Below are 21,636 nucleotides of genomic sequence, written 5' to 3' on the forward strand. Positions count from 1 at the left end.
ATGCAAGGTCGGGTAATGGGCGCCAACAAAAACGCCACCCGTTTGGGTGGCGTTGGCGCATCAGGCGATGACCTCAATAGTCGTCTTTATCGAACCGTCGCGCTTCACGCTGCAACTGGTAGACGAAGCTTTCGATCTTGCGTTGCGCCTGGCCGTTGAGGTTATGGAAGCGCACGCCGGCGAAGGTGGTGTTGATACGCTCCTCGAAGTGCAGGTGGCGCAGCTCGACCATGGTGTCGATCAGGCCCAGCGGGTTGCCGGCCTTGAAGCGCTCGTACACCTGGCCCAGTTGCAGGCGGTCCTCGACGTTGCCTTCGAAGCGCAGCTTGCAGCCGGTGGCAGAGATGTCCAGCAGCTTGCCGCGCAGGGCACCGTTGCCTTTGAGGTGGGTGCCGTCGAGGATGACATCGACCAGCTGCGACAGCTTCAACGCGGCGCGAAAGGCGTTGCGGCGCTGGTGGTAGGTCATTTCTTCCGGCATCGCGCCGCGGTAGCAGCGGTGGCCGTCGACTTCGCTGATGGTCAGCTGGGCAGTGCATTCCCAGGCGATGCGCACGCCATCATGGAAGCCTTCGACGCGGAACGGTTCGCCGTTCTCGATGAATTTTTCGCCGTCGCGGGGGATCATTTCGTCCAGTGCCAGGGTATTGCTGTCGCGGTCAACATTCACCACGTAGCTCTGGAACCGCTGGTTGCGATCATGGAAGGTGATGATCAGGGGGTCATGGCTTTCCTGCAGCTGTCGCAGGTTGGCTGCGATCTCCAAAGGTGTACTCAGCACCTTCGGCGGCTGCGGGGCATCGGCTTCATTGAACACGGCTAATCAATCTCCAGGCAAAAACGACACACGCAAGTAACGGCATTTTGCCAGTATGTTCCGTGCCTTGATAGAGGTATCACACTTGGCTGAGGGCGCGCGGCTTGGCCAGCAGCGAGGTGCCGCCACGGCTGTCGTAGAGCGACGGAGAATCGCCACCCATGAGGATTCTGATCTGGTTGTTGGTGACGTGTTGCTGCACTTGGATGATGCGCCCGTTGGTCTCGTTGATCTGCTGGCAGGTGTCCATCAGTTGCGAGAGCATATCGAGCCGTTGCAGCATTGTTTCGCCATGCTGCGACTGCGCTGCCACTGCCTGCACACCGGCGCGGTCGGCGCTAAGGCCGAGGCCGGTGAGCAACTGGCTGCGCCGCTGCCCATGCTGCTCGAGCAAGATGATCAATGACTGCTTGCGGGCCAGGATCTGTTCCAGCAGTGCCATCTCGCGGCCATGCAGGGCGACCGCTTCTTTATGAAGGAGGTCGAGCAGTTCCTGCATCGGGGCGATGTCATCTTCGATCAGTTGCAGCAAGGTGGTGTCGTGCATGGCTAACTCTTGGCTTTGTTAAGCGTCCGTGAAGTCAGCGCGCCGAACGGTCAGCGCTGGGCTTCGAAATCGAGCAGTTTGCTGGCGACCCGGCCGGCATCGACCTGGTAGCTGCCATCGGCGATCGCCTGTTTCAACTCGGCCACGCGGGCACTGTTGACCACGGGCTGTTCGCGCAGCGTGTCGCTGATCTTTTGCAACTGCTGTGCCTCTTGGCTGAGGTGTACGGCTTCTCCGCTGGCGCTGGTGCTTTTAGGCGCTTCCTGGCTCGCGCCGGGCTTTTCGGCGGTGCCGGGCGCGGCATTGCCGCGAACGCCGCCCGTGACGGACGGAGAGTTATTCAAACGACTGAAGTCGATGACCATGATCAGAAACCCCTGGGTATTTGGACGCTTGCCTTGTTTTCGGCCACCCCGAAAGAAACTTTAGGCACAAATGCATAGCCGCCTGTCAGCAAGCTCGCGAACCCGTGTTCTGACACAGTTTAGGAAAAGCGGTTCCACACTGCCAGCGCAATCCTGCTACATCGTCACCTCAACCTGGCCGGGGCCGGTCACCCGGGCCTTGATCACCCGTTTAGAGTTGAGGTTGCGCACCCGGATCTGTTCACTCAGGCCACCCTTGCTCAGCGCTTCGCCTGGCATGCGCACGCTCAGGCTGCCGCTGCGGGCGATGATCACCACGTGGTCGCCCTTGCGCACCACTTCGGCTTGCTCAAGGTGCTGCGGGGTGAGCACCTGGTCGATGACCGTAGGGCGCAGCATCTTCATGCCCACCGCCTGGTCCAGCTCGCTGAGAAAGCCCTGGCCGAGGGTGCCGACATCACGCTCGCGCAGGGCCACGTCACCTTCGCCGACCACGTTGTCACGCTTGAGCGGGCGGGTGACCACCACCACATCGCGAAACAGCCGCACCGTTGCCGGCACAAACACGGTCCACGGTGCCGCACTGTCGCAACGCACCCGCACCGTGACCCGTCCCAGTGGCTGCGCGGGGCTTTCCAGCGAAGCGTCCAGTGGCTGGCTGCACAATGGCATGCGCAAGCGCGGGTCGAGGGTGCTGACCTGGATCTCGTAACGGCCGACGGTTTGGGTGGTGGCCAGATAATCTTCTACGGTGAATTCAAGAAACCCTTGGGTGACACCGATAAGCTGTTCAGGCAAGGTAAACGCGTCCGCCAGCGTGCGAACGCCGGGCACCAGCAGGCACAGCGTGGCCAGCGAGCCAGTCAGCAGGTGCGTCAATCGTCGGAAAAATGTCGTTTTCGTGTACATGGCGCTCAAAAAAGCAAAGCCCGTGCCGACTCGGTACCTGATTTGCAACGAAAGGCTGAAACGTAAAGGAGTCTGGCATGGCGGGTGTTATGGATTCGGTCAACCAGCGCACACAGCTGGTGGGGCAGAATCGCCTGGAATTGTTGCTGTTTCGCCTCAATGGCGGCCAGCTCTACGGTATCAACGTGTTCAAGGTCAGGGAGGTGCTGCAGTGCCCTGCGCTGACCGTGCTGCCCAAGTCCCACCCGGTGGTGCGCGGCGTGGCCAACATTCGCGGGGCGACCATCCCGATCCTCGACCTGTCGATGGCTACTGGGTTGGCGCCACTGCAGGAGGACACGCGCAACAGTTTTGTGATCATCACCGAGTACAACACCAAGACCCAGGGCTTTCTGGTGCACTCGGTCGAGCGCATCGTCAACATGAACTGGGAAGAAATCCATCCGCCACCCAAGGGCACCGGCCGTGACCACTACTTGACTGCGGTCACCCGGGTGGATAACCGCATGGTCGAGATCATCGACGTGGAAAAGGTGCTGGCCGAAGTGGCGCCGTCGTCCGAGCAGGTGTCTGCCGGTGTGGTCGATGCCGAGGTGCAGGACAAGGCCGTGTTGCTGCGGGTGTTGACCGTCGACGATTCATCGGTGGCGCGCAAGCAGGTCAGCCGCTGCCTGCAAACCGTCGGCGTCGAAGTGGTGGCGCTCAACGATGGCCGCCAGGCGCTCAACTACCTCCGGCAATTGGTGGAGGAGGGCAAAAGGCCGGAAGAAGAGTTCCTGATGATGATCTCGGACATTGAAATGCCAGAAATGGACGGTTACACGCTGACCGCGGAGATCCGCAGCGATCCGCGCATGCAAAAATTGCACATCGTCCTGCATACTTCGCTGTCCGGGGTATTCAACCAGGCGATGGTCAAGAAAGTCGGCGCCGATGATTTCCTGGCCAAGTTCAAACCGGACGACCTGGCGCAGCGCGTGGTCGACCGGATCAAGGCAACACATTGAAGCAGCCGGGAGCCCGCTCCCGGCACCAGCGATTGAAAAGAGGCGGCAGTAGTGTCTACGGGTAATTTGGATTTCGAACAGTTCCGGGTCTTCCTGGAGAAAGCCTGTGGCATCCTGCTGGGCGAGAATAAGCAGTACCTGGTCTCCAGCCGTCTCAACAAGCTGATGGAGCAACAAGGTATCAAGAGCCTGGGCGAGCTGGTGCAGCGCATCCAGACCCAGCCGCGCAGCGGTTTGCGCGAACAGGTGGTCGACGCGATGACGACCAACGAGACCCTGTGGTTCCGTGATACCTACCCGTTCGAGGTGCTGAAGAACAAGGTCATCCCCGAGTTCATCAAGAACAACCCGGGCCAGCGCCTGCGCATGTGGTCGGCGGCCTGCTCGTCGGGGCAGGAGCCGTACTCCATCTCGATGGCTATCGATGAGTTCGAGCGCAGCAACCTGGGCCAGTTGAAGATGGGCGCGCAGATTGTCGCGACCGACCTGTCCGGGACCATGCTGACCAACTGCAAGACCGGCGAATACGACAGCCTGGCGATTGCCCGCGGCCTATCGCAGGAGCGCCTGCAGCGCTACTTCGACCCCAAGGGGGCGGGGCGTTACGCGATCAAGCCGGCCATTCGCAGCCGCGTCGAGTTCCGCTCGTTCAACCTGCTCGACAGTTACGCGAGCTTGGGCAAGTTCGACATCGTGTTCTGTCGCAACGTGTTGATCTACTTTTCGGCCCAGGTGAAGAAAGACATCCTGCTGCGTATCCACAGCACGCTCAAGCCGGGCGGGTACCTGTTCCTTGGCGCCTCCGAGGCGCTGAACGGGTTGCCGGACCATTACCAGATGGTGCAGTGCAGCCCGGGGATTATCTACCAGGCCAAGTAGGGTTTGCCTTGAGGGTTGTGGCGCCTACGAGATCGAGCGCCACGCGGGCGGCGCTCGATCTTGTAGGCGCCACACCGCTATCGCCAAACACGTCAATTTTTTGTTTTGCCGCCTATGCCGACCGGCAATTGCCGCTTGCGCCCCTTCAAGCGGAAGACCTTTGCCGCTTTTCTGGCATCACCCTGACAGCATTCCGTCTTGCTAGCCCGTATTTCCGGGCCTTTCCGCTGGTTGGCACAGCCCTTGCTATGCCTTGCTCAACGACACTCCGGTCAACCTTCGAAGGTTTCCCCGACATGAGCATCAGCTTCGACAAGGCGCTTGGCATTCACGAAAAGGCCCTGGACTTCCGCGCCCAGCGCGCCGAAGTGCTGGCCAACAACATCGCCAACGCCGACACGCCCAACTACAAGGCGCGTGACATGGACTTCTCCTCGGTGCTCGCCGCCGAAAGTGAAAAACAGCAAAGCGGCCGCTTCGCTCTGGATCGGACCAACAGCCGGCACATCGAGGCCGATGGCCTGGCCCTGAGCGACGAGGCGCTCAAGTACCGCACGCCGCTGCAGCCGTCGATCGACCAGAACACCGTGGACGCCCAGATCGAGCAATCGAACTACACGGAAAACGCCATCGGTTTCCAGGCCAGCTTCACCTTGCTCAACAGTAAATTCAAAGGGCTGGTTTCGGCCCTGCGCGGAGAGTAACCATGTCCCTATCCAGTGTCTTCAACATTGCCGGCAGCGGCATGAGCGCGCAAAACACTCGCCTCAACACCGTGGCCTCGAACATCGCCAACGCCGAGACCGTGTCGTCGAGCATCGACCAGACCTACCGCGCACGCCATCCGGTATTCGCCACCACCTTCCAGGACGCGCAAGGCGGTACCAGCCAGTCGCTGTTCGAGGACCAGGGCGAAGCCGGGCAGGGCGTGCAGGTCAAAGGTATCGTCGAAGACCAGAGCAACCTGGAAGCGCGCTACGAGCCCAACCATCCGGCGGCGAACAAGGACGGCTACGTCTACTACCCGAACGTCAACGTGGTCGAGGAGATGGCTGACATGATCTCTGCCAGCCGTGCGTTCCAGACCAACGCCGAGCTGATGAACACCGCCAAAAGCATGATGCAGAAAGTCTTGACCTTGGGTCAGTGATAGGAAGCCGACATGACCACGACCAATTCCACCAGTGACGTCGGCAGCGCGTACCTGACCTCGCTGCAAAAGCAGACCAGCAAGACCGACAGCAGCACCGGCGCTGCCGGCAGTGCGCTGGGCAAGGATGCGTTCTTGCAGTTGCTGGTAACGCAGATGAAAAACCAGAACCCGCTCGACCCGCAGGAAAACGGCGAGTTCGTGGCGCAGCTGGCGCAGTTCAGCAGCCTTGAAAGCATGCAGACGTTGAACGATACGGTGAACTACATCGCCGGGTCGTTCCAGTCCTCGCAGGCGCTGCAGGCGTCGTCGCTAGTAGGGCGTAATGTGATCGTCCAGACCGACAAGGCCTTGGTCGACACCAGCAAAGAGATGAAAGGGTCGGTCAACCTGACATCGTCGAGTACTGCAACGTCTGTCGGCATCTATGACAAAGACGACAAGCTGGTGCGCACCCTGGACCTGGGCTCCAAGGCCGCCGGCAAGGCCGACTTCACCTGGGATGGGCTGGACGACGATGGCGAGGCGTTGGAGGAGGGTACCTACACCTTCAAGGCTACCGCCAGCATCGATGGCACTGCCAAAGCCATGACCACCAACCTGCCGGCCACGGTCACCAGTGTGACCATGGGTACCAACGGCGCAGAAATGACGCTCAATCTCGCCGGGCTGGGCAGCGTTGCGCTGTCCAAAGTTCAAACCATTGGCATCTAGGGCCTAAGCTAACGACAGGAGTAGCACATGTCTTTCAATACCGGCCTTAGCGGCCTCAATGCAGCAAACAAGGCCCTGAACGTCACTGGCAATAACATTGCCAACGTCGCCACTACCGGCTTCAAAGCATCGCGTGCCGAGTTCGCTGATCAGTACTCCAACTCCATTCGCGGCACCAGCGGCGGCAAGACGGTCGTCGGCACTGGCGTGAGAACGGCTGCGGTGTCGCAGATGTTTACGCCGGGCAATATCAATGGTACCGGCCAAGCTCTGGACATGGCGATTGATGGTAACGGCTTCTTCGCCCTGAATGACAATGGTTCGAAGATCTACACCCGTGCCGGCATGTTCTACAGCGACAAGGAAGGTAATGTCATCAGCTCGTCGGGCGCCAAGCTGCAAGGTTATGGCGTTGATGGCAATGGCAATGTTGTCCCGGGTGCGCTGACCGACCTGAAGATCGACACGTCCAACCTGACGCCCAACCCTACCGGTCTCATCACTGAGACGCTCAACCTCAAGTCCAGCGATACCGCCCCGGCCGAGGCGCCGTTCGACCCGGGCAACGTCAAGACCTACAACTACACCTTCAACACCGATGTGTATGACAGCCAGGGCAACCTGCACCAGATGAACCAGTACTTCATGAAGGATGCTGGTACCAACTCCTGGACCATGTACACCACCATCGACGGCCGCAACCCAGCCGACCCGACTTCGACCACCCCGCTGGCAAACACGCTGCCATTCAAGAGTGACGGCACCTTGAACACCGCTGGCATGAGCGCAGGTGCGGTGCCAGGTGGGCTCACCATCAACGCTGACAAGACCTTCAATCTGGACGGCTGGGTGCCGGCGCAGAAGACTGTTGCAGGTGTGTGGGCCGCCAACGGCGCCAACGCGCATGCCTCCGGGGTTAAGCTGGACATGATCGCCACCACGCAATACAACGCCGCGTCCGCCACCACCGCCAAGAGCGGGGATGGTTTTGCGACGGGTGAGTTGTCTGGGCTGAGCATCGATGCCAGCGGTAACATGTTCGCCAATTTCACCAACGGTGAGAACAAGGTGATCGGCCAGGTCGCACTGGTCAACTTCGCCAACCTCCAAGGCCTGACGCCGGTGGGCGGCACTGCCTGGAAAGAGTCCTACACATCGGGCGTGCCTGTTGTCGGCCAGCCGGATACCGGGACGCTGGGGCAGATCACCGGCGGCGCGCTGGAAGACTCGAACGTCGACCTGACCGGCGAGCTGGTCAACCTGATCAAGGCGCAGAGCAACTACCAGGCAAACGCCAAGACCATTTCCACTCAAAGCACCATCATGCAGACCATCATCCAGATGAGCTGATGGTGGTTGGTTTGGTGGAGTGTTGTCTGCAATAGGGGGCGCTTCGCGCCCTTTCGCGACGCAAGGCCGCTCCTACAGGTCGACGCGATCCCTGTAGGAGCGGCCTTGCGTCGCGAAAGGGCCGCAAAGCGGCCCCAAAATCCCAAAGGTTTACCCCATGAAAAGGCTGCTGCTACTAGCGATTCTCCCCGTCCTCGCCATGGCCCCCTTGCTCGCCGCTGCCCCCGCCCCCTTCTACCAATGGCAAAGCCTGACCACCGGCCGTTTCATGTGCTCGGCCACCAACCCAGGCGAAGGCTGGGTGCGCTTTTCCGGCCCCTACAACAACGCCGGTTGCCGGGCGTACTGAGCACTGCCTTGCCGCTGGCGGCAAACATCCGCCGACAAACTGACGGTTTTTGCCTCTCGGCGTGCTACAACCCCTGTAATCATTGGGCTTAAGACCTGGTTCGATTATTGCTTATCCCTGCTCAGTGACAGCGCGGCAGGTACGCGCAGAGGAGATGCTGTGGACAAGATGCTTTACGTGGCCATGACCGGCGCCAGCCAGAACGCGCTGGCGCAGAAGGCCCATGCCAACAACCTGGCGAACATTTCCACCAACGGCTTCCAGCGCGACCTGGAACAGGCGCGCTCGATGCCGGTGTTTGGCGACAGCTTTCCGGCGCGCGCCTTTGCCATGACCGAGCGCCCGGCCACTGACTTCAGCGAAGGCCCGATGATCGAGACCGGTCGCGAGCTGGACGTCACCGTGACCGGCAAGGGCTTCATCGCCGTGCAGGCCCCGGACGGCAGCGAAGCCTACGTGCGCACCGGCAGCCTGAACATCGATGCCCTGGGCGTGCTGCGTGCCGGCAACGGCATGCCGGTGATCGGCAACGGTGGCCCGATTGCCATCCCCCCGGAGCAGAAGGTTGAAGTGGGCGCCGACGGCACCATCAGCATCCGCGCCATGGGTGAAGACCCGCGGGTAATGGCCGAGGTCGACCGTATCAAGCTGGTCAACCCCGACACCAAAGGCCTGACCAAGGGCTTGGACGGCATGATCCATACCAGCAATGGCCAACCGGCCGACGCCGACGTCAATGTGCGCGTGGTGTCGGGCTTCCTGGAAGGCAGCAACGTCAACGCCGTCGAGGAAATGACCTCGGTGCTGGCGTTGTCCCGTCAGTTCGAGCTGCACGTCAAGATGATGAACACGGCCAAGGAAGGCGACGAAGCCATGGCGCGTGTTTTGCAAATCGGCTAATCACATTTGAACGGGTGCCGTAAAACAGGCGCACGAGGAGAACAGCATGCTTCCGGCTCTTTGGGTCGCTAAAACCGGCCTGTCCGCCCAGGACACCAACCTGACGGTCATTTCCAACAACCTGGCCAACGTCTCGACCACCGGCTTCAAACGTGATCGCGCCGAGTTCCAGGACCTGCTCTACCAGATCAAGCGTCAGCCTGGCGCCCAGTCGACCCAGGACAGCGAGCTGCCTTCGGGCCTGCAAGTGGGTACCGGTGTGCGCATTGTCGGCACCCAGAAGAACTTCACCGCCGGCAGCCTGCAGACCACCGAAAACCCGCTGGACATGGCGGTCAACGGCCGTGGCTTCTTCCAGATTCTGCAGCCCGATGGCACGGTTTCCTACACCCGTGACGGCACCTTCCACCTGAACTCCGATGGCCAGATCGTCACGGCCAACGGTTTTGCCCTGGAGCCTGCGGTGGTGGTGCCGAACGACGCGCAGACCTTCACCGTCGGCCAGGATGGCACCGTGTCGATCACCACTGCCGGCAACCCGGCGGCCCAGGTCATCGGCAACATCCAGACCGCTGACTTCATCAACCCGACCGGCCTGCAGGCAATCGGCGACAACCTGTTCCTGGAAACCGCCGCCAGCGGTGCGCCGCAAGTCGGTACCCCAGGCCTGAACGGCTTCGGCACCACCCTGCAGCAGACCTTGGAAAACTCCAACGTCAGCACCGTGGAAGAGTTGGTGAACATGATCACCACCCAGCGTGCCTACGAGATGAACTCCAAGGTCATCTCCACCGCCGACCAGATGCTGTCGTTCGTCACCCAGCAGCTGTAACACCCTGAACCTGATCCACGTAGCCCAGTTACACCGTGAGGTAGCGTCATGAATCGTCTGTTGTCCGTCTTCGCCCTGGGGGGGGCGGTGTTGCTGGCAGGTTGCGTCGCGCCGACGCCCAAGCCCAACGACCCGTACTATGCGCCGGTGTTGCCGCGCACCCCGTTGCCGTCGGCGGCCAACAACGGTTCGATCTACCAGGCCGGTTTCGAGCAGAACCTGTACAGCGACCGCAAGGCGTTCCGGGTCGGTGACATCATCACCATCACCCTCAACGAGCGCACCTCGGCCAGCAAGAACGCCGGTTCGCAGATCCAGAAAAACAGCAAGGCCGACATCGGCCTAAGCTCGTTGTTCGGCAGCACACCCAACACCAACAACCCGTTCGGCGGCGGTGACCTTTCGCTGGAGGCCGGCTACAGCGGCGAACGTGCCACCAAGGGCGACAGCAAGGCCACCCAGGGCAACACCCTGACCGGTTCGATCACCGTGACCGTGGCCGAAGTGCTGCCCAACGGCATCATCGCCGTGCGCGGCGAGAAGTGGCTGACCCTGAACACCGGCGAAGAGCTGGTGCGCATTGCCGGCATGATCCGCGCCGACGACATCGCCACCGACAATACCGTGCCGTCCACCCGCGTGGCCGATGCGCGCATCACCTATTCGGGGACTGGCTCGTTTGCCGATGCCAGCCAGCCCGGGTGGCTGGACCGCTTCTTCATCAGCCCGCTTTGGCCTTTCTGAGTACGGATGACCATGTTCAACGTGAGGCAGCTGATTGCCGCAACCCTGCTCCTGTCCTGTGCCTTCGCGGCCCAGGCCGAGCGCTTGAAGGACATCGCCAGCATCTCTGGCGTGCGTTCCAACCAGTTGATCGGCTATGGCCTGGTGGTGGGGCTCAACGGCACGGGTGACCAGACCACCCAGACGCCGTTCACCCTGCAGACCTTCAACAACATGCTGTCGCAGTTCGGCATCAAGGTGCCGGCCGGTTCCGGCAACGTGCAGTTGAAAAACGTCGCGGCGGTGTCGGTGCATGCCGACCTGCCCGCCTTCGCCAAACCCGGCCAGGTGGTGGACATCACCGTTTCGTCGATCGGTAACTCCAAGAGCCTGCGCGGCGGCAGCCTGCTGCTGACCCCGCTCAAGGGTATCGACGGCAACGTCTACGCGATCGCCCAGGGCAACCTGGTGGTCGGCGGCTTCGATGCCGAAGGCCGCGATGGCTCGAAGATCACCGTCAACGTTCCGTCGGCCGGGCGTATCCCGGGCGGCGCCAGCGTCGAGCGGGCCGTGCCGAGCGGGTTCAACCAGGGCAACAGCCTGACCCTGAACCTCAACCGCCCAGACTTCACCACCGCCAAGCGCATCGTCGACAAGGTCAACGAACTGCTCGGCCCGGGCGTCGCCCAGGCCTTGGACGGTGGCTCGGTACGTGTCAGTGCGCCGATGGACCCAAGCCAGCGTGTGGATTACCTGTCGATCCTGGAAAACCTCGAGATCGACCCGGGCCAGGCAGTGGCGAAAGTCATCATCAACTCGCGTACCGGCACCATCGTCATTGGCCAGAACGTCAAGGTGTCGCCGGCCGCGGTGACCCACGGCAGCCTGACCGTGACCATTACCGAAGACCCGATCGTCAGCCAGCCGGGGCCGTTCTCCAATGGCCAGACTGCCGTGGTGCCACGCTCGCGGGTCAACGCCGAGCAGGAAGCCAAGCCGATGTTCAAGTTCGGCCCAGGGACCACGCTGGATGAAATCGTCCGCGCGGTGAACCAGGTTGGCGCGGCGCCCAGCGACCTGATGGCGATCCTCGAAGCCCTGAAACAGGCCGGCGCCTTGCAAGCCGACCTGATCGTGATCTGAGGACGCAGGATGAACAGCAAAAGCCTGGTATCCGGCAGCGTCGACAGCGGCGCCTACACCGACCTCAACCGCCTCAACTCGCTCAAGCACGGCGACCGCGACAGCGAAGCCAACGTGCGCAAGGTGGCCCAGGAGTTCGAGTCGCTGTTCATCAGCGAAATGCTCAAGGCCTCGCGCAAGGCCAGCGATGTGCTGGCCGCCGACAACCCGATGAACACCGAGACGGTCAAGCAGTACCGCGACATGTATGACCAGCAACTGGCGGTGAGCATGTCCCGCGAGGGTGGCGGTATCGGCCTGCAGGACGTGCTGGTGCGCCAGTTGACCAAGAGCAAGAGCACGGCAGGCGCCAGCAGCCCGTTTGCGCGCGGCGAGGGCAGTGGCCCGGCGCTGTGGGGCAACAAGGTGGCTGAGCCGGTGCATGCCACCGAGTCGGGTGCCACCCGCAACGACGTCGCGGCCCTCAATGCGCGGCGCCTGGCGCTGCCGAGCAAGCTCACCGACCGCCTGCTGGCCGGCATCGTGCCGTCGGCCGCGACCAGCAACGGCGCCGCCGTGCCGGCCCGTGACGGCCAGCAAGTGGCCAAGGCCTTTGCCGTGCCGGAAAACGGCCTGCGCATTGTCGGGCGTGCCGTGGCCCAGCCGCCGCTGGCGCCGAACAAGGCTTTCGCCGACAGCGACGCCTTTGTCGCCACCATGCTGCCGATGGCCGAGCAGGCCGCCAAGCGCATCGGTATCGACCCGCGCTATCTGGTGGCCCAGGCGGCCCTGGAAACGGGCTGGGGCAAGTCGGTCATGCGCAACACCGATGGCAGCAGCAGCCACAACTTGTTCGGCATCAAGGCCAGTGGCAACTGGCAGGGCGAGCAGGCGAGGGCGATCACCAGCGAATTCCGTGATGGCCAATTCGTCAAGGAAACGGCGGCGTTCCGCTCGTACGATTCCTACCAGGACAGCTTCCATGATCTGGTGAACCTGTTACAGGGCAATTCCCGCTATCAAGGTGCGCTGGACGCGGCCGATAACCCTGAGCAGTTTGCAAGAGAGCTGCAAAAAGCAGGTTATGCGACCGACCCGGGCTATGCGAAGAAGATCATCAGCATCGCCCAGCAAATGCAAGCAACCCCGCAATACGCCATGGCTGGCAGAACTACGAATCTATAAGGACTAAAACATGTCGAGTCTGATTTCGATCGGTCTGAGTGGCCTTGGTGCCAGCCAGGCGGCATTGTCGGTAACCAGTAACAACATTGCCAACGCCGCAACCAGTGGCTACTCGCGCCAGCAGGCGGTTCAGGTCGCGGGCCCTTCGCACAACATCGGCGCGGGCTTTCTGGGTACAGGCACCACGCTTTCGGATGTGCGCCGGATCTACAGCGCCTACCTGGACAATCAGTTGCAGACCGCGACCTCGTTGCAGGCCGACTCGGTGGCGTTCCAGGACCAGATCACCAGCGTCGACAAATTGCTGGCCGACCGTGATACCGGTATCAGCTCGGTGCTGACCGCGTTCTTCTCGGCCTTGCAGACCGCTTCGGCCAAGCCGGGTGATGTCGCCTCGCGGCAGTTGCTGCTGACCCAGGCGCAAACCCTGAGCAACCGTTTCAACGCGGTGGGCACTCAGCTGACCCAGCAAAACGAAACGATCAATTCTCAGCTCGGCACGCTCGCAGGCCAGGTGAACAAGCTCACCGCCAACATCGCCGAGTACAACAAACAGATCGTTGCGGCCACCGCCACCGGCAATACCCCTAACAGCCTGTTGGATGCGCGCAGCGAAGCCGTGCGCCAGCTCAACGAGCTGGTCGGGGTCACGGTGCAGGAACGTGACGGCAACTACGACGTCTACCTGGGCAGTGGCCAGTCACTGGTCACCGGGGTCAAGGCCAACACCTTGTCGGTGCAGCCGGGTGTGGCTGACAAAAGCCAGGCGAGCCTGCGTATCAACTACGAGTCGTTCAGCTCCGATGTGACCTCGGTGGTGACCGGCGGCACGATCGGCGGCCTGCTGCGCTACCGCCAGGACGTGCTGATGCCATCGATGAACGAACTCGGCCGCGTGGCATTGGTGGTCGCCGACAGCATCAACAGCCAACTGGGCCAAGGCCTTGATGCCAACGCCCAATTCGGCAGCGCGCTGTTCTCCAGCATCAACAGCGCCAGTGCATTGGCCCAGCGCAGCCTGGCTTCGTCGAGCAACAGTGCCGGGTCCGGCAACCTCGATGTGACCATTGCCGACAGCGGCGCGCTGACCACCTACGACTACGAAGTGAAGTTCACCAGCGCCAACCAGTACAGCGTGCGCCGCTCTGATGGCACCGACATGGGCAGCTTCGACCTGAGCGCCGACCCGGCCCCGGTGATCGACGGCTTCAGCCTGTCGCTCAAGGGCGGCGGCCTGGCGGCAGGTGACAGCTTCAAGGTGATCCCGACCCGCTCCGCGGCGGGCAACATCACAACCATCATGACCGATGCCAACAAGTTGGCCTTCGCCGGGCCGATCAGCGCCGCGGCGGGCAGCGGCAACGGGGGCACCGGCACCATCACTCAGCCGGTGCTGGGTGATTCGCTGGATATCTACGGGGGTGCCGACACCGCCCTGGTGCAGCAGTCGATTCGTGACTCGATGCCGGTACGTGTGGTGTTCGATGCCGCCAACGGCGGTTCCCAGGGCTACAAGTTGTTCGATGCCAAGGGCACCCAGATCGGCACCGGCAGCGTGGTGCCCGGCCAGGACAACAAATTGTCCATCGCCGTGCCAATGCTCGATGCCGCTGGCAAGCCGATCCTTGATGGCGACGGCAAGCCGCGCAGCTTCAATGTCGAGACCACCATCGGCGGCAGCCCGTCTGCCAACGACAGCTTCACCCTGTCGTTCAATGCCGACGGCAAGGCCGACAACCGCAACGCCACCTCGCTGCTGGACCTGCAGACCAAGTCGACCGTGGCCACCGGCTCCGGCGGTGGCACCAGCTTCACCTCGGCCTATGCCTCGCTGGTCGAGCGCGTGGGGGCCAAGGCCAGCCAGGCCACCATCGACACCACGGCGACCCAGGCAGTGCTCAAGTCCGCCGCCGAAAGCCGCAGTGCGGTGTCGGGGGTCAACCTCGATGACGAGGCGGCCAGCCTGGTGAAGTTCCAGCATTACTACACCGCGTCGTCGCAGATCATCAAGGCGGCGCAAGAAACCTTTTCGACCTTGATCAACGCCCTTTAAGGAGTAGCTGGCCGTGCGTATTTCTACTGCTCAGTTTTATGAGACCAGCGCCAACACCTACTCGAAGAACTTCTCGGACACGGCCAAGACCACCGAGCAGATCACCTCCAAGTCGCGCATCCAGACGGCGGGCGACGACCCGGTCGGCGCCGCGCGCCTGCTGTTGTTGCAGCAGCAGAGCGCCCTGCTGGACCAGTACAACGGCAACATGACCACGGTCAAGAATGCCCTGCTGCAGGAAGAGAGCGTGCTCTCGACCATCAACGATGCCCTGCAGCGTGCCAGCGAGCTGGCGCTAGAGGCGGGTAACGGTGGCAAAAGCGATGCCGACCGCGCATCGATCGCCAGCGAGATCAAAGAGATCGAGGCGAACGTCTTCGGCCTGCTCAATTCCCGCGACGCCAATGGCGACTACATGTTCGGCGGCTCCAAGTCGTCAACGCCGCCCTATGTGCGCAATAGCGACGGTACCTACAGCTACCAGGGTGACCAGACCCAGCTTAGCCTGCAGGTGTCCGATACCTTGAGCCTGGCTACCAATGACAGCGGTTTCAGCATCTTCGACCAGGCGACCAACAACAGTCGTACGCAGTCGAGCCTGCAGGCGCCGACCCCGGACGATGGCAAAGTACTGTTGTCCGGTGGCCTGATGACCTCGGCGAACACCTACAACAACCAGTTCTCTGGCGGCCAGCCGTACACCATCACCTTCACCAGTGCCACCGAGTACAGCGTCAAGGATGCCACCGGCAAGGACATCACCAGCGAAACCGCGAGCAACGGCAAGTTCGACGTCAACACCGAAGGCGGCAAGATGATTTCGCTGCGCGGTGTCGATTTCGAGATCAACCTGAACCTGCAGGAAGGTGACGATGCCGACGCGGCGGTGGCGGGCCATGTGTTCACCCTCGAAGCCAAGCCCGACACCCTGAATGCCACGCGCAGTGCGGGTAACCCATCGACCGCGCAGGTTACCGGCAGCAGCATCACCGATGCCGATGCCTATCGCAGCACCTTCCCCAGCAATGGTGCGGTGATCAAGTTCACCAGTGCGACCGAGTATTCGCTGTATGCGCAGCCGTACAGTGCCGACAGCAAGCCGGTGGCTTCGGGCACGGTCGGGGCGGATAACGCGGTGACGGTGGCGGGCGTGACCTTCCAGCTCGACAGTGCACCTGGTGAAGGCGACCAGTTCTCGGTGACGACCAACACGCACCGCACGCAGAACGTGCTCGACAGCCTCGGTCAATTGCGCACGGCGCTGGGCAAGCCGGTCGACAGCCCAGAGGCGCAGGCAGCACTCAAGACGGCGACCGACTCGGCGATCTCCAACCTGGCCAGTGCCCGTGAGCGTATCGACATTACCCGCGGTTCGATTGGTGCGCGCGGTAACTCGCTGGAGATCCAGGAGCAGGAGAACATCAGCCTGGGCCTGGCCAACAAGACCACCCAGAGCGCCATTGGCGATACCGACATGGCGTCGGCGACCATCCAGCTGACCCTGCAGCAGGCGATGCTCGAAGCCTCGCAGCTGGCATTTGCGCGGATTTCGCAGTTGAGCCTGTTCAACAAGCTTTGAGTTGGCTGTGCAAGTCTGGGGGCGTCAAGCGCCCCCGGGCGCTTAATCTCCCCGCAAAACTTCCTTGTCCCCACATCCTCCTGCCTGGCTTTCGTAGCATTTCAATGTGACCAATGAGTCAAAACGCTCATCTTCCCTGTATTCTATGCAGCAGCTGTTGCAGCATTTTGTTACCGGTGCGCAGGCGAGCTCTGTTTTCAACCCTTGGCGGTGACGCTCCGGTATTTGGCGCCCTCAATTTATCGAGTGGTGGTCTTTGGCTGTTTTCATTGGGAAGCCAGAATGATTGGCATCAAAAGCATCGCGAGTTACGTGCCCACCGCTGGCCTGGACAACTATGTCCAGGGTGCGAAGTTCGGCAAGGACGAAGAGTTCATGTTCGGCAAGATCGGCGCGTCGTTCTTGCCGCGCAAGGCCGAAGACCAAGAAACCTCGGACCTGTGCGTCGAAGCGGCCCAAGCGCTGTTCGCCGCCAACCCTGACCTTGATCCGCAATCGATCGATGCGTTGATTGTGGTCACCCAGAACGGTGACGAAGAAGGCCTGCCGCACACGGCCGCCATCGTCCAGAGCAAGCTCGGCCTGTCGACCCGCGTGGCGGCGTTCGATGTGTCGCTGGGCTGCTCGGGTTACGTATACGGCCTGTATGCGATCAAGGGCTTCATGGAAGCAGCAGGGCTGAAGAATGGTTTGCTGATCACCGCCGACCCGTACTCGAAAATCGTCGACCCGGAAGATCGCAACACCACCATGCTGTTCGGCGATGCCGCCACGGCCACCTGGATGGGCGAAGATGCAGTGTGGAACCTGGGCCAGGCACGTTTCGGTACCGATGGTTCCGGCGCTGAGCACTTGAAGATCAGTGACGGCAAGTTCTTCATGAACGGCCGCCAGGTGTTCAACTTTGCCTTGGTCAAAGTGCCGGCGCATTTGCATGAGCTGCTCGATGCCAGTGGTCTGACGTCGGCGGATATCGACGCCTTCTGTATTCACCAGGGCAGTGCGGCGATTGTCGATGCCGTGGCCCGGCGCTTCGAAGAGCAACACCCGGAGAAGTTCGTCAAGGACATGCTGGAGACCGGCAATACCGTGTCGTCCAGCGTGCCGTTGCTGTTACAGAAACACATGCTTGACGGCAGCTGGAAGCGTGTAGCGATCAGCGGGTTCGGTGTGGGCCTGTCGTGGGGTTCGGCAATTCTTTATCGCGACTGACCCTCAGCAGCCTCAAGAAAAAGCGCCCGGCGGCCACTGCCCGGCGCTTTTTTTATGCCGATCTAGTGTAGAGCCGTGGATGACTCAAGATCCTTGTAGATCCAGCTGCAGGGGCCAGTTTTTGAAGCCTGCGCAATCTTTGTGGGAGCGGGCTTGGAAGTGCCAACAGGTTTTTGTGCACAGATTTTGACGTCAGAAATTCGCCCTTAACCCCCTGATTTCACTGGGCTGGCAGCGTGCCACCATTTTTTTTTTGAAAAACCCCTCAAGCAACCCGCGCACCCGACGATAACCATTACGAAGGTTCTCTAGGCCACACCCGGCGGTTGCCAGGGCCGGAAGCCGCTGTATCCATTCAACGAGGAATTCGTCATGGCTTTGACCGTTAACACTAACATCACCTCCTTGGGCGTTCAGAAGAACCTGAACCGTGCTTCCGACGCGCTGGGTACTTCGATGTCCCGCCTGTCTTCCGGCCTGAAAATCAACAGCGCCAAAGACGACGCCGCTGGCCTGCAGATCGGCAACCGTCTGACCAGCCAAATCAAAGGCCTGAGCGTTGCCGTGAAAAACGCCAACGACGGCATCTCCATCGCCCAGACCGCTGAAGGCGCGATGCAAGAATCGACCAGCATCCTGCAGCGTATGCGCGAACTGTCCCTGCAGTCCGCCAACGGCTCGAACAGCGATGACGACCGTACTTCCCTGCAACAAGAATTCACCGCGCTGTCGGGCGAACTGACCCGTATCGCCAACACCACCACCTTCGGTGGTCGTAAAATTCTCGACGGTTCGTTCCAGAACGTCAGCTTCCAGATCGGTTCCAGCGCTAACGAAACCATCTCGTTCGGCATGACCGACATCAGCTCGACTGGCCTGAAAGGTTCGTTCAGCGAAGCTAAGACTGATGGTGTTGCTACTGACCTGTCCGCAGTTGTTACTGGTGCAGTCGCTACCAGCGCCTCGACCTTCCGCGCTGACCCTGTAACCTTCGCACCCGTTGCTGCTGGTGAAACTGTTACGCTGACCCTGAATGGCACTGCTGTTGCGCTCGATGACACCGACACTGCAGCTACCACTGTCGGCAAGATCAACGCTGCCAACACCGCCTCCAACACTGGCGTAACCGCGGCCATCGATGGCAACGGCGATATCGTCATGAGCTCGTCGGCAACCTTCACTGCAACTGCAGCCGCCACCGCTGGCGGTACTGCTGGCTTCGCCGCCACTGCGACCGTTGCAGCGGGCTTCGACAGCGACATTTCCTTCAATATCAATGGCACCGCAATCGGCGCAACTGCTGGCCAGGATATGACTGATGTGCTCGCTGCCATCAACGCTGAAACTGCTACAACCGGCGTCGCGGCAACCCTGAGCTCCGAAGGCCGTCTGCAACTGAGCTCCGCCGATGGCAAAGCCATCAACCTGACCAACGGCACCGGTGCCGCTGGCCAAGGCGCGCTGGCCAAGGTTGGTCTGGCTGCCGGTACTACCGAAGCCAAGCTGGTCGCTGATACCTCCATCTCCCTGAACGGCACTGAAGTCAAGTTCACCAAGGGCGATACCCTGGACGGCATCATCTCGGCGATCAACACCGCGAGCACCGGCGTCACCGCCAGCAAGAACGCCGACAACACCCTGAAGCTGTTCTCGAAAGAGAACATCACCGTTGCCGACGGCAGCCAAGGCACCGGCTTGGCCGCTCTGGGCCTGGCTACCACCAACAGCACCGTAGCCATCACCCAGGAAACCACCGTTTCCAACCTGAGCATCACCAGTGCTGCCGATTCGCAGAAAGCCATCCAGGCTCTGGATGCCGCTATCGCCCAAATCGACAGCCAGCGCGCTCAGCTGGGTGCTGTGCAAAACCGCTTCGACAGCACCGTTGCCAACCTGAACAGCATCTCGGAAAACTCCACCGCTGCCCGCAGCCGTGTGCAGGACGCCGACTTCGCTTCGGAAACCGCCGAGCTGACCAAGCAGCAAACCCTGCAACAGGCTTCCACCGCGATCCTGTCCCAGGCTAACCAGCTGCCGTCGTCGGTACTGAAACTGCTGGGCTGATCCTGATCGCTAAGTAGTTTGACGAAGGGTACGGTGACGTACCCTTTCGTCTTTCCGAGAACAAGAGGTGCCAGAAATGGATATGAGCGTGAAACTGGGCATGTCCTATCCCGCCTCCGCTGCTCCCGAAGCAACAGCGAGCAAGCGGCAAGAGAACGAGCTGGCGGCCAACGAGCCGGCCAAGCAAGAATCCCAACCTGTAGCACGAGAAACCCTGGAAACGGCCGTTAATGCCATCCAGGACTTCGTCAAGGCTTCAGAGCGACAACTCGATTTTTCGATCGATGACTCCACCGGCCAGGTGGTAGTCAAGGTCATCGCCCGCCAGAGCGGCGAAGTCATCCGCCAGCTGCCCTCCGAAGTGGCACTGAAACTGGCGGAAAACCTGAAGGATGCCAACAGCCTGTTGTTCGATCTGAAGGCTTAAGTTGGCACGGCTTTTGTTGTAAAGCCGCACGGACGCGTTTTCGTCGGATTTTCGACGGTCACCGGATAAGGAGTGTGAAGATGGCGAGTTCTACTATTACCGGACTGGGTTCGGGTCTAAAAATTGGCGAGTTGGTCAAGGCACTGGCTGATGCCGAGAAGGCGCCCAAGCAAAGCCAGATCAATAAGCAGACCGCCACCGCCACCACCACCTTGTCGGCCATCGGTACGGTCAAAAGTGCGCTGGAAACGTACCGCGCGGCACTGACCAAGCTTAATACCGCAGCGAGCTTCAATGGCTTGTCCGGTTCGTCGTCTGACGAGGCTATCGCCAAGATCAAGCTGGGCGATGGCGCGTCGTCAGGCACGTATTCGCTTGAAGTGACCCAGCTGGCGACTGCGTCCAAGATTTCGACTCAGGTCTACAAAAACACCTCGACCATCGTCAATGATTCGGGTGAGTCGCAAACCCTGACGATCAGCCAGGGCAACGCCACGCACAGCGTCTCGATCGCAACGGGCGCAACGCTGCAGCAGGCGCGCGACTCGATCAACGATCAGCTGCAGTCCAAGGGCATCACTGCCAACATCGTCACTGACGCCAGTGGTTCGCGGCTGATCTTCTCGTCGACCAAAATGGGCGATGGCACCGAGCTGACCTTGGGTGGCACTGCCGACATGGCCACCGGCGTGACGACCATCGCCGAACCGCAGAATGCCAAGTACAAGCTCGACGGCCTGGAGCTGGAATCGGCCTCCAATACCGTAACAGGTGCGGTCAGTGGCGTGGATATCACTCTGGCCAAAGAAGGCAAGTCGAGCCTGGTGGTGGCGAGCAACAACGACACGCTGAAAACTTCGGTGCAATCGTTTGTCACCGCCTACAACGCCTTGATGACCTCTATCAATAGCCAGACCAAGGTCACCACCGGCGCCGACGACAGCAGTGCCTCGGGCGCATCGCTGACAGGGGATGCGACCATGCGTTCGCTGGTCAGCTCGATCCGTAGCGAGCTCACGCGCAGTGTCGGTACTGGCGGCCTGCGCACGCTGTCGCAGCTGGGTATCAACACCGTACAGAAGACGGGGTTGCTTGAACTTAACAACGATAAGTGGGATGCCGCCGTCAAAACGATGGGTGCTGACATCAGCGGCCTGTTCACCGGTAAGGAAGGCTTGCTCAGCCGCATGACGGCTGCCACCGACGAATACGTCAAGACCGATGGTATCCTCGCGTCGCGCCAGGCTAGCCTGACCACGCAGCTCAAGCAGCTGGAAGAGTCGCAGGTTGCCCTGGACCGGCGCATCGAGTCGCTGACCGATACCCTGACCAAAAAGTACAATGCCATGGATGCGTTGGTGGCTCAGCTCAAAGCTAGTAGCGACAGCGTGATGGCCACCCTAAACGCGCTGAACAAATCCAACAGCGACGATTGATCGCCTAAAGAAACCC

The 21,636-nt window shown here is 61.1% G+C and carries 22 protein-coding genes; 18 read left to right on the forward strand and 4 right to left on the reverse strand.

All coding sequences use genetic code 11. From position 1 onward, the window contains the following. Positions 1 to 73: 73 nt before the first annotated feature. From HU770_RS14430 to flgA, 4 genes are all read right to left on the reverse strand, one after another. A complete protein-coding gene (locus tag HU770_RS14430) occupies positions 74 to 817 on the reverse strand; it encodes a flagellar brake protein (RefSeq protein WP_186656238.1) in 744 nt (247 codons plus the stop codon). A 79-nt stretch (positions 818 to 896) separates the two neighbouring features. Continuing rightward, positions 897 to 1,364, reverse strand: coding sequence for a flagellar protein FlgN (locus tag HU770_RS14435; protein WP_033699531.1), 468 nt, complete (start codon positions 1,362 to 1,364; stop codon positions 897 to 899). 50 nt (positions 1,365 to 1,414) lie between these two features. Then, the gene (gene flgM, locus HU770_RS14440; protein WP_033699529.1) at positions 1,415 to 1,729 is read right to left on the reverse strand and encodes a flagellar biosynthesis anti-sigma factor FlgM; all 315 of its coding nucleotides are present in this window, start codon (positions 1,727 to 1,729) and stop codon (positions 1,415 to 1,417) included. A gap of 156 nt (positions 1,730 to 1,885) precedes the next feature. Then, positions 1,886 to 2,638, reverse strand: coding sequence for a flagellar basal body P-ring formation chaperone FlgA (flgA, locus tag HU770_RS14445; RefSeq protein ID WP_156310990.1), 753 nt, complete (start codon positions 2,636 to 2,638; stop codon positions 1,886 to 1,888). Positions 2,639 to 2,715: 77 nt separating this feature from the next. On the opposite strand from flgA, the gene HU770_RS14450 reads away from it, so the two are divergent. The 18 genes from HU770_RS14450 (at position 2,716) to fliD (ending at position 21,620) form a co-directional block, all read left to right on the forward strand. After that, positions 2,716 to 3,645 carry a chemotaxis protein CheV gene (locus HU770_RS14450; protein WP_033699526.1) on the forward strand — a complete coding sequence of 310 codons (930 nt, stop codon included), beginning with the start codon at positions 2,716 to 2,718 and terminating at the stop codon, positions 3,643 to 3,645. Between the two features lie 51 nt (positions 3,646 to 3,696). Beyond that, entirely contained in the window at positions 3,697 to 4,524 is an 828-nt protein-coding gene (gene cheR / locus HU770_RS14455; protein ID WP_047583440.1) for a protein-glutamate O-methyltransferase CheR, read from the forward strand. A 296-nt stretch (positions 4,525 to 4,820) separates the two neighbouring features. Further along, the gene (gene flgB / locus HU770_RS14460) at positions 4,821 to 5,228 is read left to right on the forward strand and encodes a flagellar basal body rod protein FlgB (protein ID WP_033699522.1); all 408 of its coding nucleotides are present in this window, start codon (positions 4,821 to 4,823) and stop codon (positions 5,226 to 5,228) included. 2 nt (positions 5,229 to 5,230) lie between these two features. Beyond that, complete coding sequence (flgC, locus tag HU770_RS14465) at positions 5,231 to 5,674, forward strand: flagellar basal body rod protein FlgC (RefSeq protein ID WP_033699519.1); 444 nt, start codon at positions 5,231 to 5,233, stop codon at positions 5,672 to 5,674. Positions 5,675 to 5,686: 12 nt separating this feature from the next. Next, positions 5,687 to 6,388, forward strand: a complete 702-nt coding sequence (gene flgD, locus HU770_RS14470) for a flagellar hook assembly protein FlgD (RefSeq protein ID WP_186663968.1) — start codon at positions 5,687 to 5,689, stop codon at positions 6,386 to 6,388. 27 nt (positions 6,389 to 6,415) lie between these two features. Next, entirely contained in the window at positions 6,416 to 7,738 is a 1,323-nt protein-coding gene (flgE, locus tag HU770_RS14475; protein WP_186663970.1) for a flagellar hook protein FlgE, read from the forward strand. A gap of 157 nt (positions 7,739 to 7,895) precedes the next feature. Next, positions 7,896 to 8,087 (forward strand): hypothetical protein, encoded by a 192-nt coding sequence (locus tag HU770_RS14480; RefSeq protein ID WP_186663972.1) that lies wholly within the window; start codon positions 7,896 to 7,898, stop codon positions 8,085 to 8,087. Positions 8,088 to 8,246: 159 nt separating this feature from the next. Further along, positions 8,247 to 8,987: a flagellar basal body rod protein FlgF gene (locus HU770_RS14485; protein WP_033699512.1), complete on the forward strand. Its 741-nt coding sequence runs from the start codon at positions 8,247 to 8,249 to the stop codon at positions 8,985 to 8,987. Positions 8,988 to 9,033: 46 nt separating this feature from the next. Next, entirely contained in the window at positions 9,034 to 9,819 is a 786-nt protein-coding gene (flgG, locus tag HU770_RS14490) for a flagellar basal-body rod protein FlgG (protein WP_033699511.1), read from the forward strand. Between the two features lie 48 nt (positions 9,820 to 9,867). Then, positions 9,868 to 10,563 carry a flagellar basal body L-ring protein FlgH gene (flgH, locus tag HU770_RS14495; protein WP_033699509.1) on the forward strand — a complete coding sequence of 232 codons (696 nt, stop codon included), beginning with the start codon at positions 9,868 to 9,870 and terminating at the stop codon, positions 10,561 to 10,563. A gap of 6 nt (positions 10,564 to 10,569) precedes the next feature. Then, entirely contained in the window at positions 10,570 to 11,685 is a 1,116-nt protein-coding gene (locus HU770_RS14500) for a flagellar basal body P-ring protein FlgI (RefSeq protein WP_162181145.1), read from the forward strand. 9 nt (positions 11,686 to 11,694) lie between these two features. Next, on the forward strand, positions 11,695 to 12,849 hold the full coding sequence (flgJ, locus tag HU770_RS14505; protein ID WP_186663974.1) for a flagellar assembly peptidoglycan hydrolase FlgJ: 1,155 nt from the start codon (positions 11,695 to 11,697) through the stop codon (positions 12,847 to 12,849). A 10-nt stretch (positions 12,850 to 12,859) separates the two neighbouring features. Next, on the forward strand, positions 12,860 to 14,902 hold the full coding sequence (gene flgK, locus HU770_RS14510) for a flagellar hook-associated protein FlgK (RefSeq protein ID WP_186663976.1): 2,043 nt from the start codon (positions 12,860 to 12,862) through the stop codon (positions 14,900 to 14,902). A 13-nt stretch (positions 14,903 to 14,915) separates the two neighbouring features. Then, entirely contained in the window at positions 14,916 to 16,481 is a 1,566-nt protein-coding gene (locus tag HU770_RS14515) for a flagellar hook-associated protein 3 (protein WP_186663978.1), read from the forward strand. Between the two features lie 282 nt (positions 16,482 to 16,763). Further along, a complete protein-coding gene (locus tag HU770_RS14520) occupies positions 16,764 to 17,693 on the forward strand; it encodes a ketoacyl-ACP synthase III (RefSeq protein WP_186663980.1) in 930 nt (309 codons plus the stop codon). A gap of 372 nt (positions 17,694 to 18,065) precedes the next feature. Then, on the forward strand, positions 18,066 to 19,757 hold the full coding sequence (locus HU770_RS14525) for a flagellin (RefSeq protein WP_186663982.1): 1,692 nt from the start codon (positions 18,066 to 18,068) through the stop codon (positions 19,755 to 19,757). A 76-nt stretch (positions 19,758 to 19,833) separates the two neighbouring features. Continuing rightward, positions 19,834 to 20,184, forward strand: coding sequence for a flagellar protein FlaG (locus tag HU770_RS14530; protein ID WP_186663984.1), 351 nt, complete (start codon positions 19,834 to 19,836; stop codon positions 20,182 to 20,184). 80 nt (positions 20,185 to 20,264) lie between these two features. Next, a complete protein-coding gene (gene fliD / locus HU770_RS14535) occupies positions 20,265 to 21,620 on the forward strand; it encodes a flagellar filament capping protein FliD (protein WP_186663986.1) in 1,356 nt (451 codons plus the stop codon). The last annotated feature ends 16 nt before the right edge of the window (positions 21,621 to 21,636 follow it).

Source organism: Pseudomonas sp. SWRI68, assembly GCF_014269165.1.
Lineage (GTDB): Bacteria > Pseudomonadota > Gammaproteobacteria > Pseudomonadales > Pseudomonadaceae > Aquipseudomonas > Aquipseudomonas capeferrum.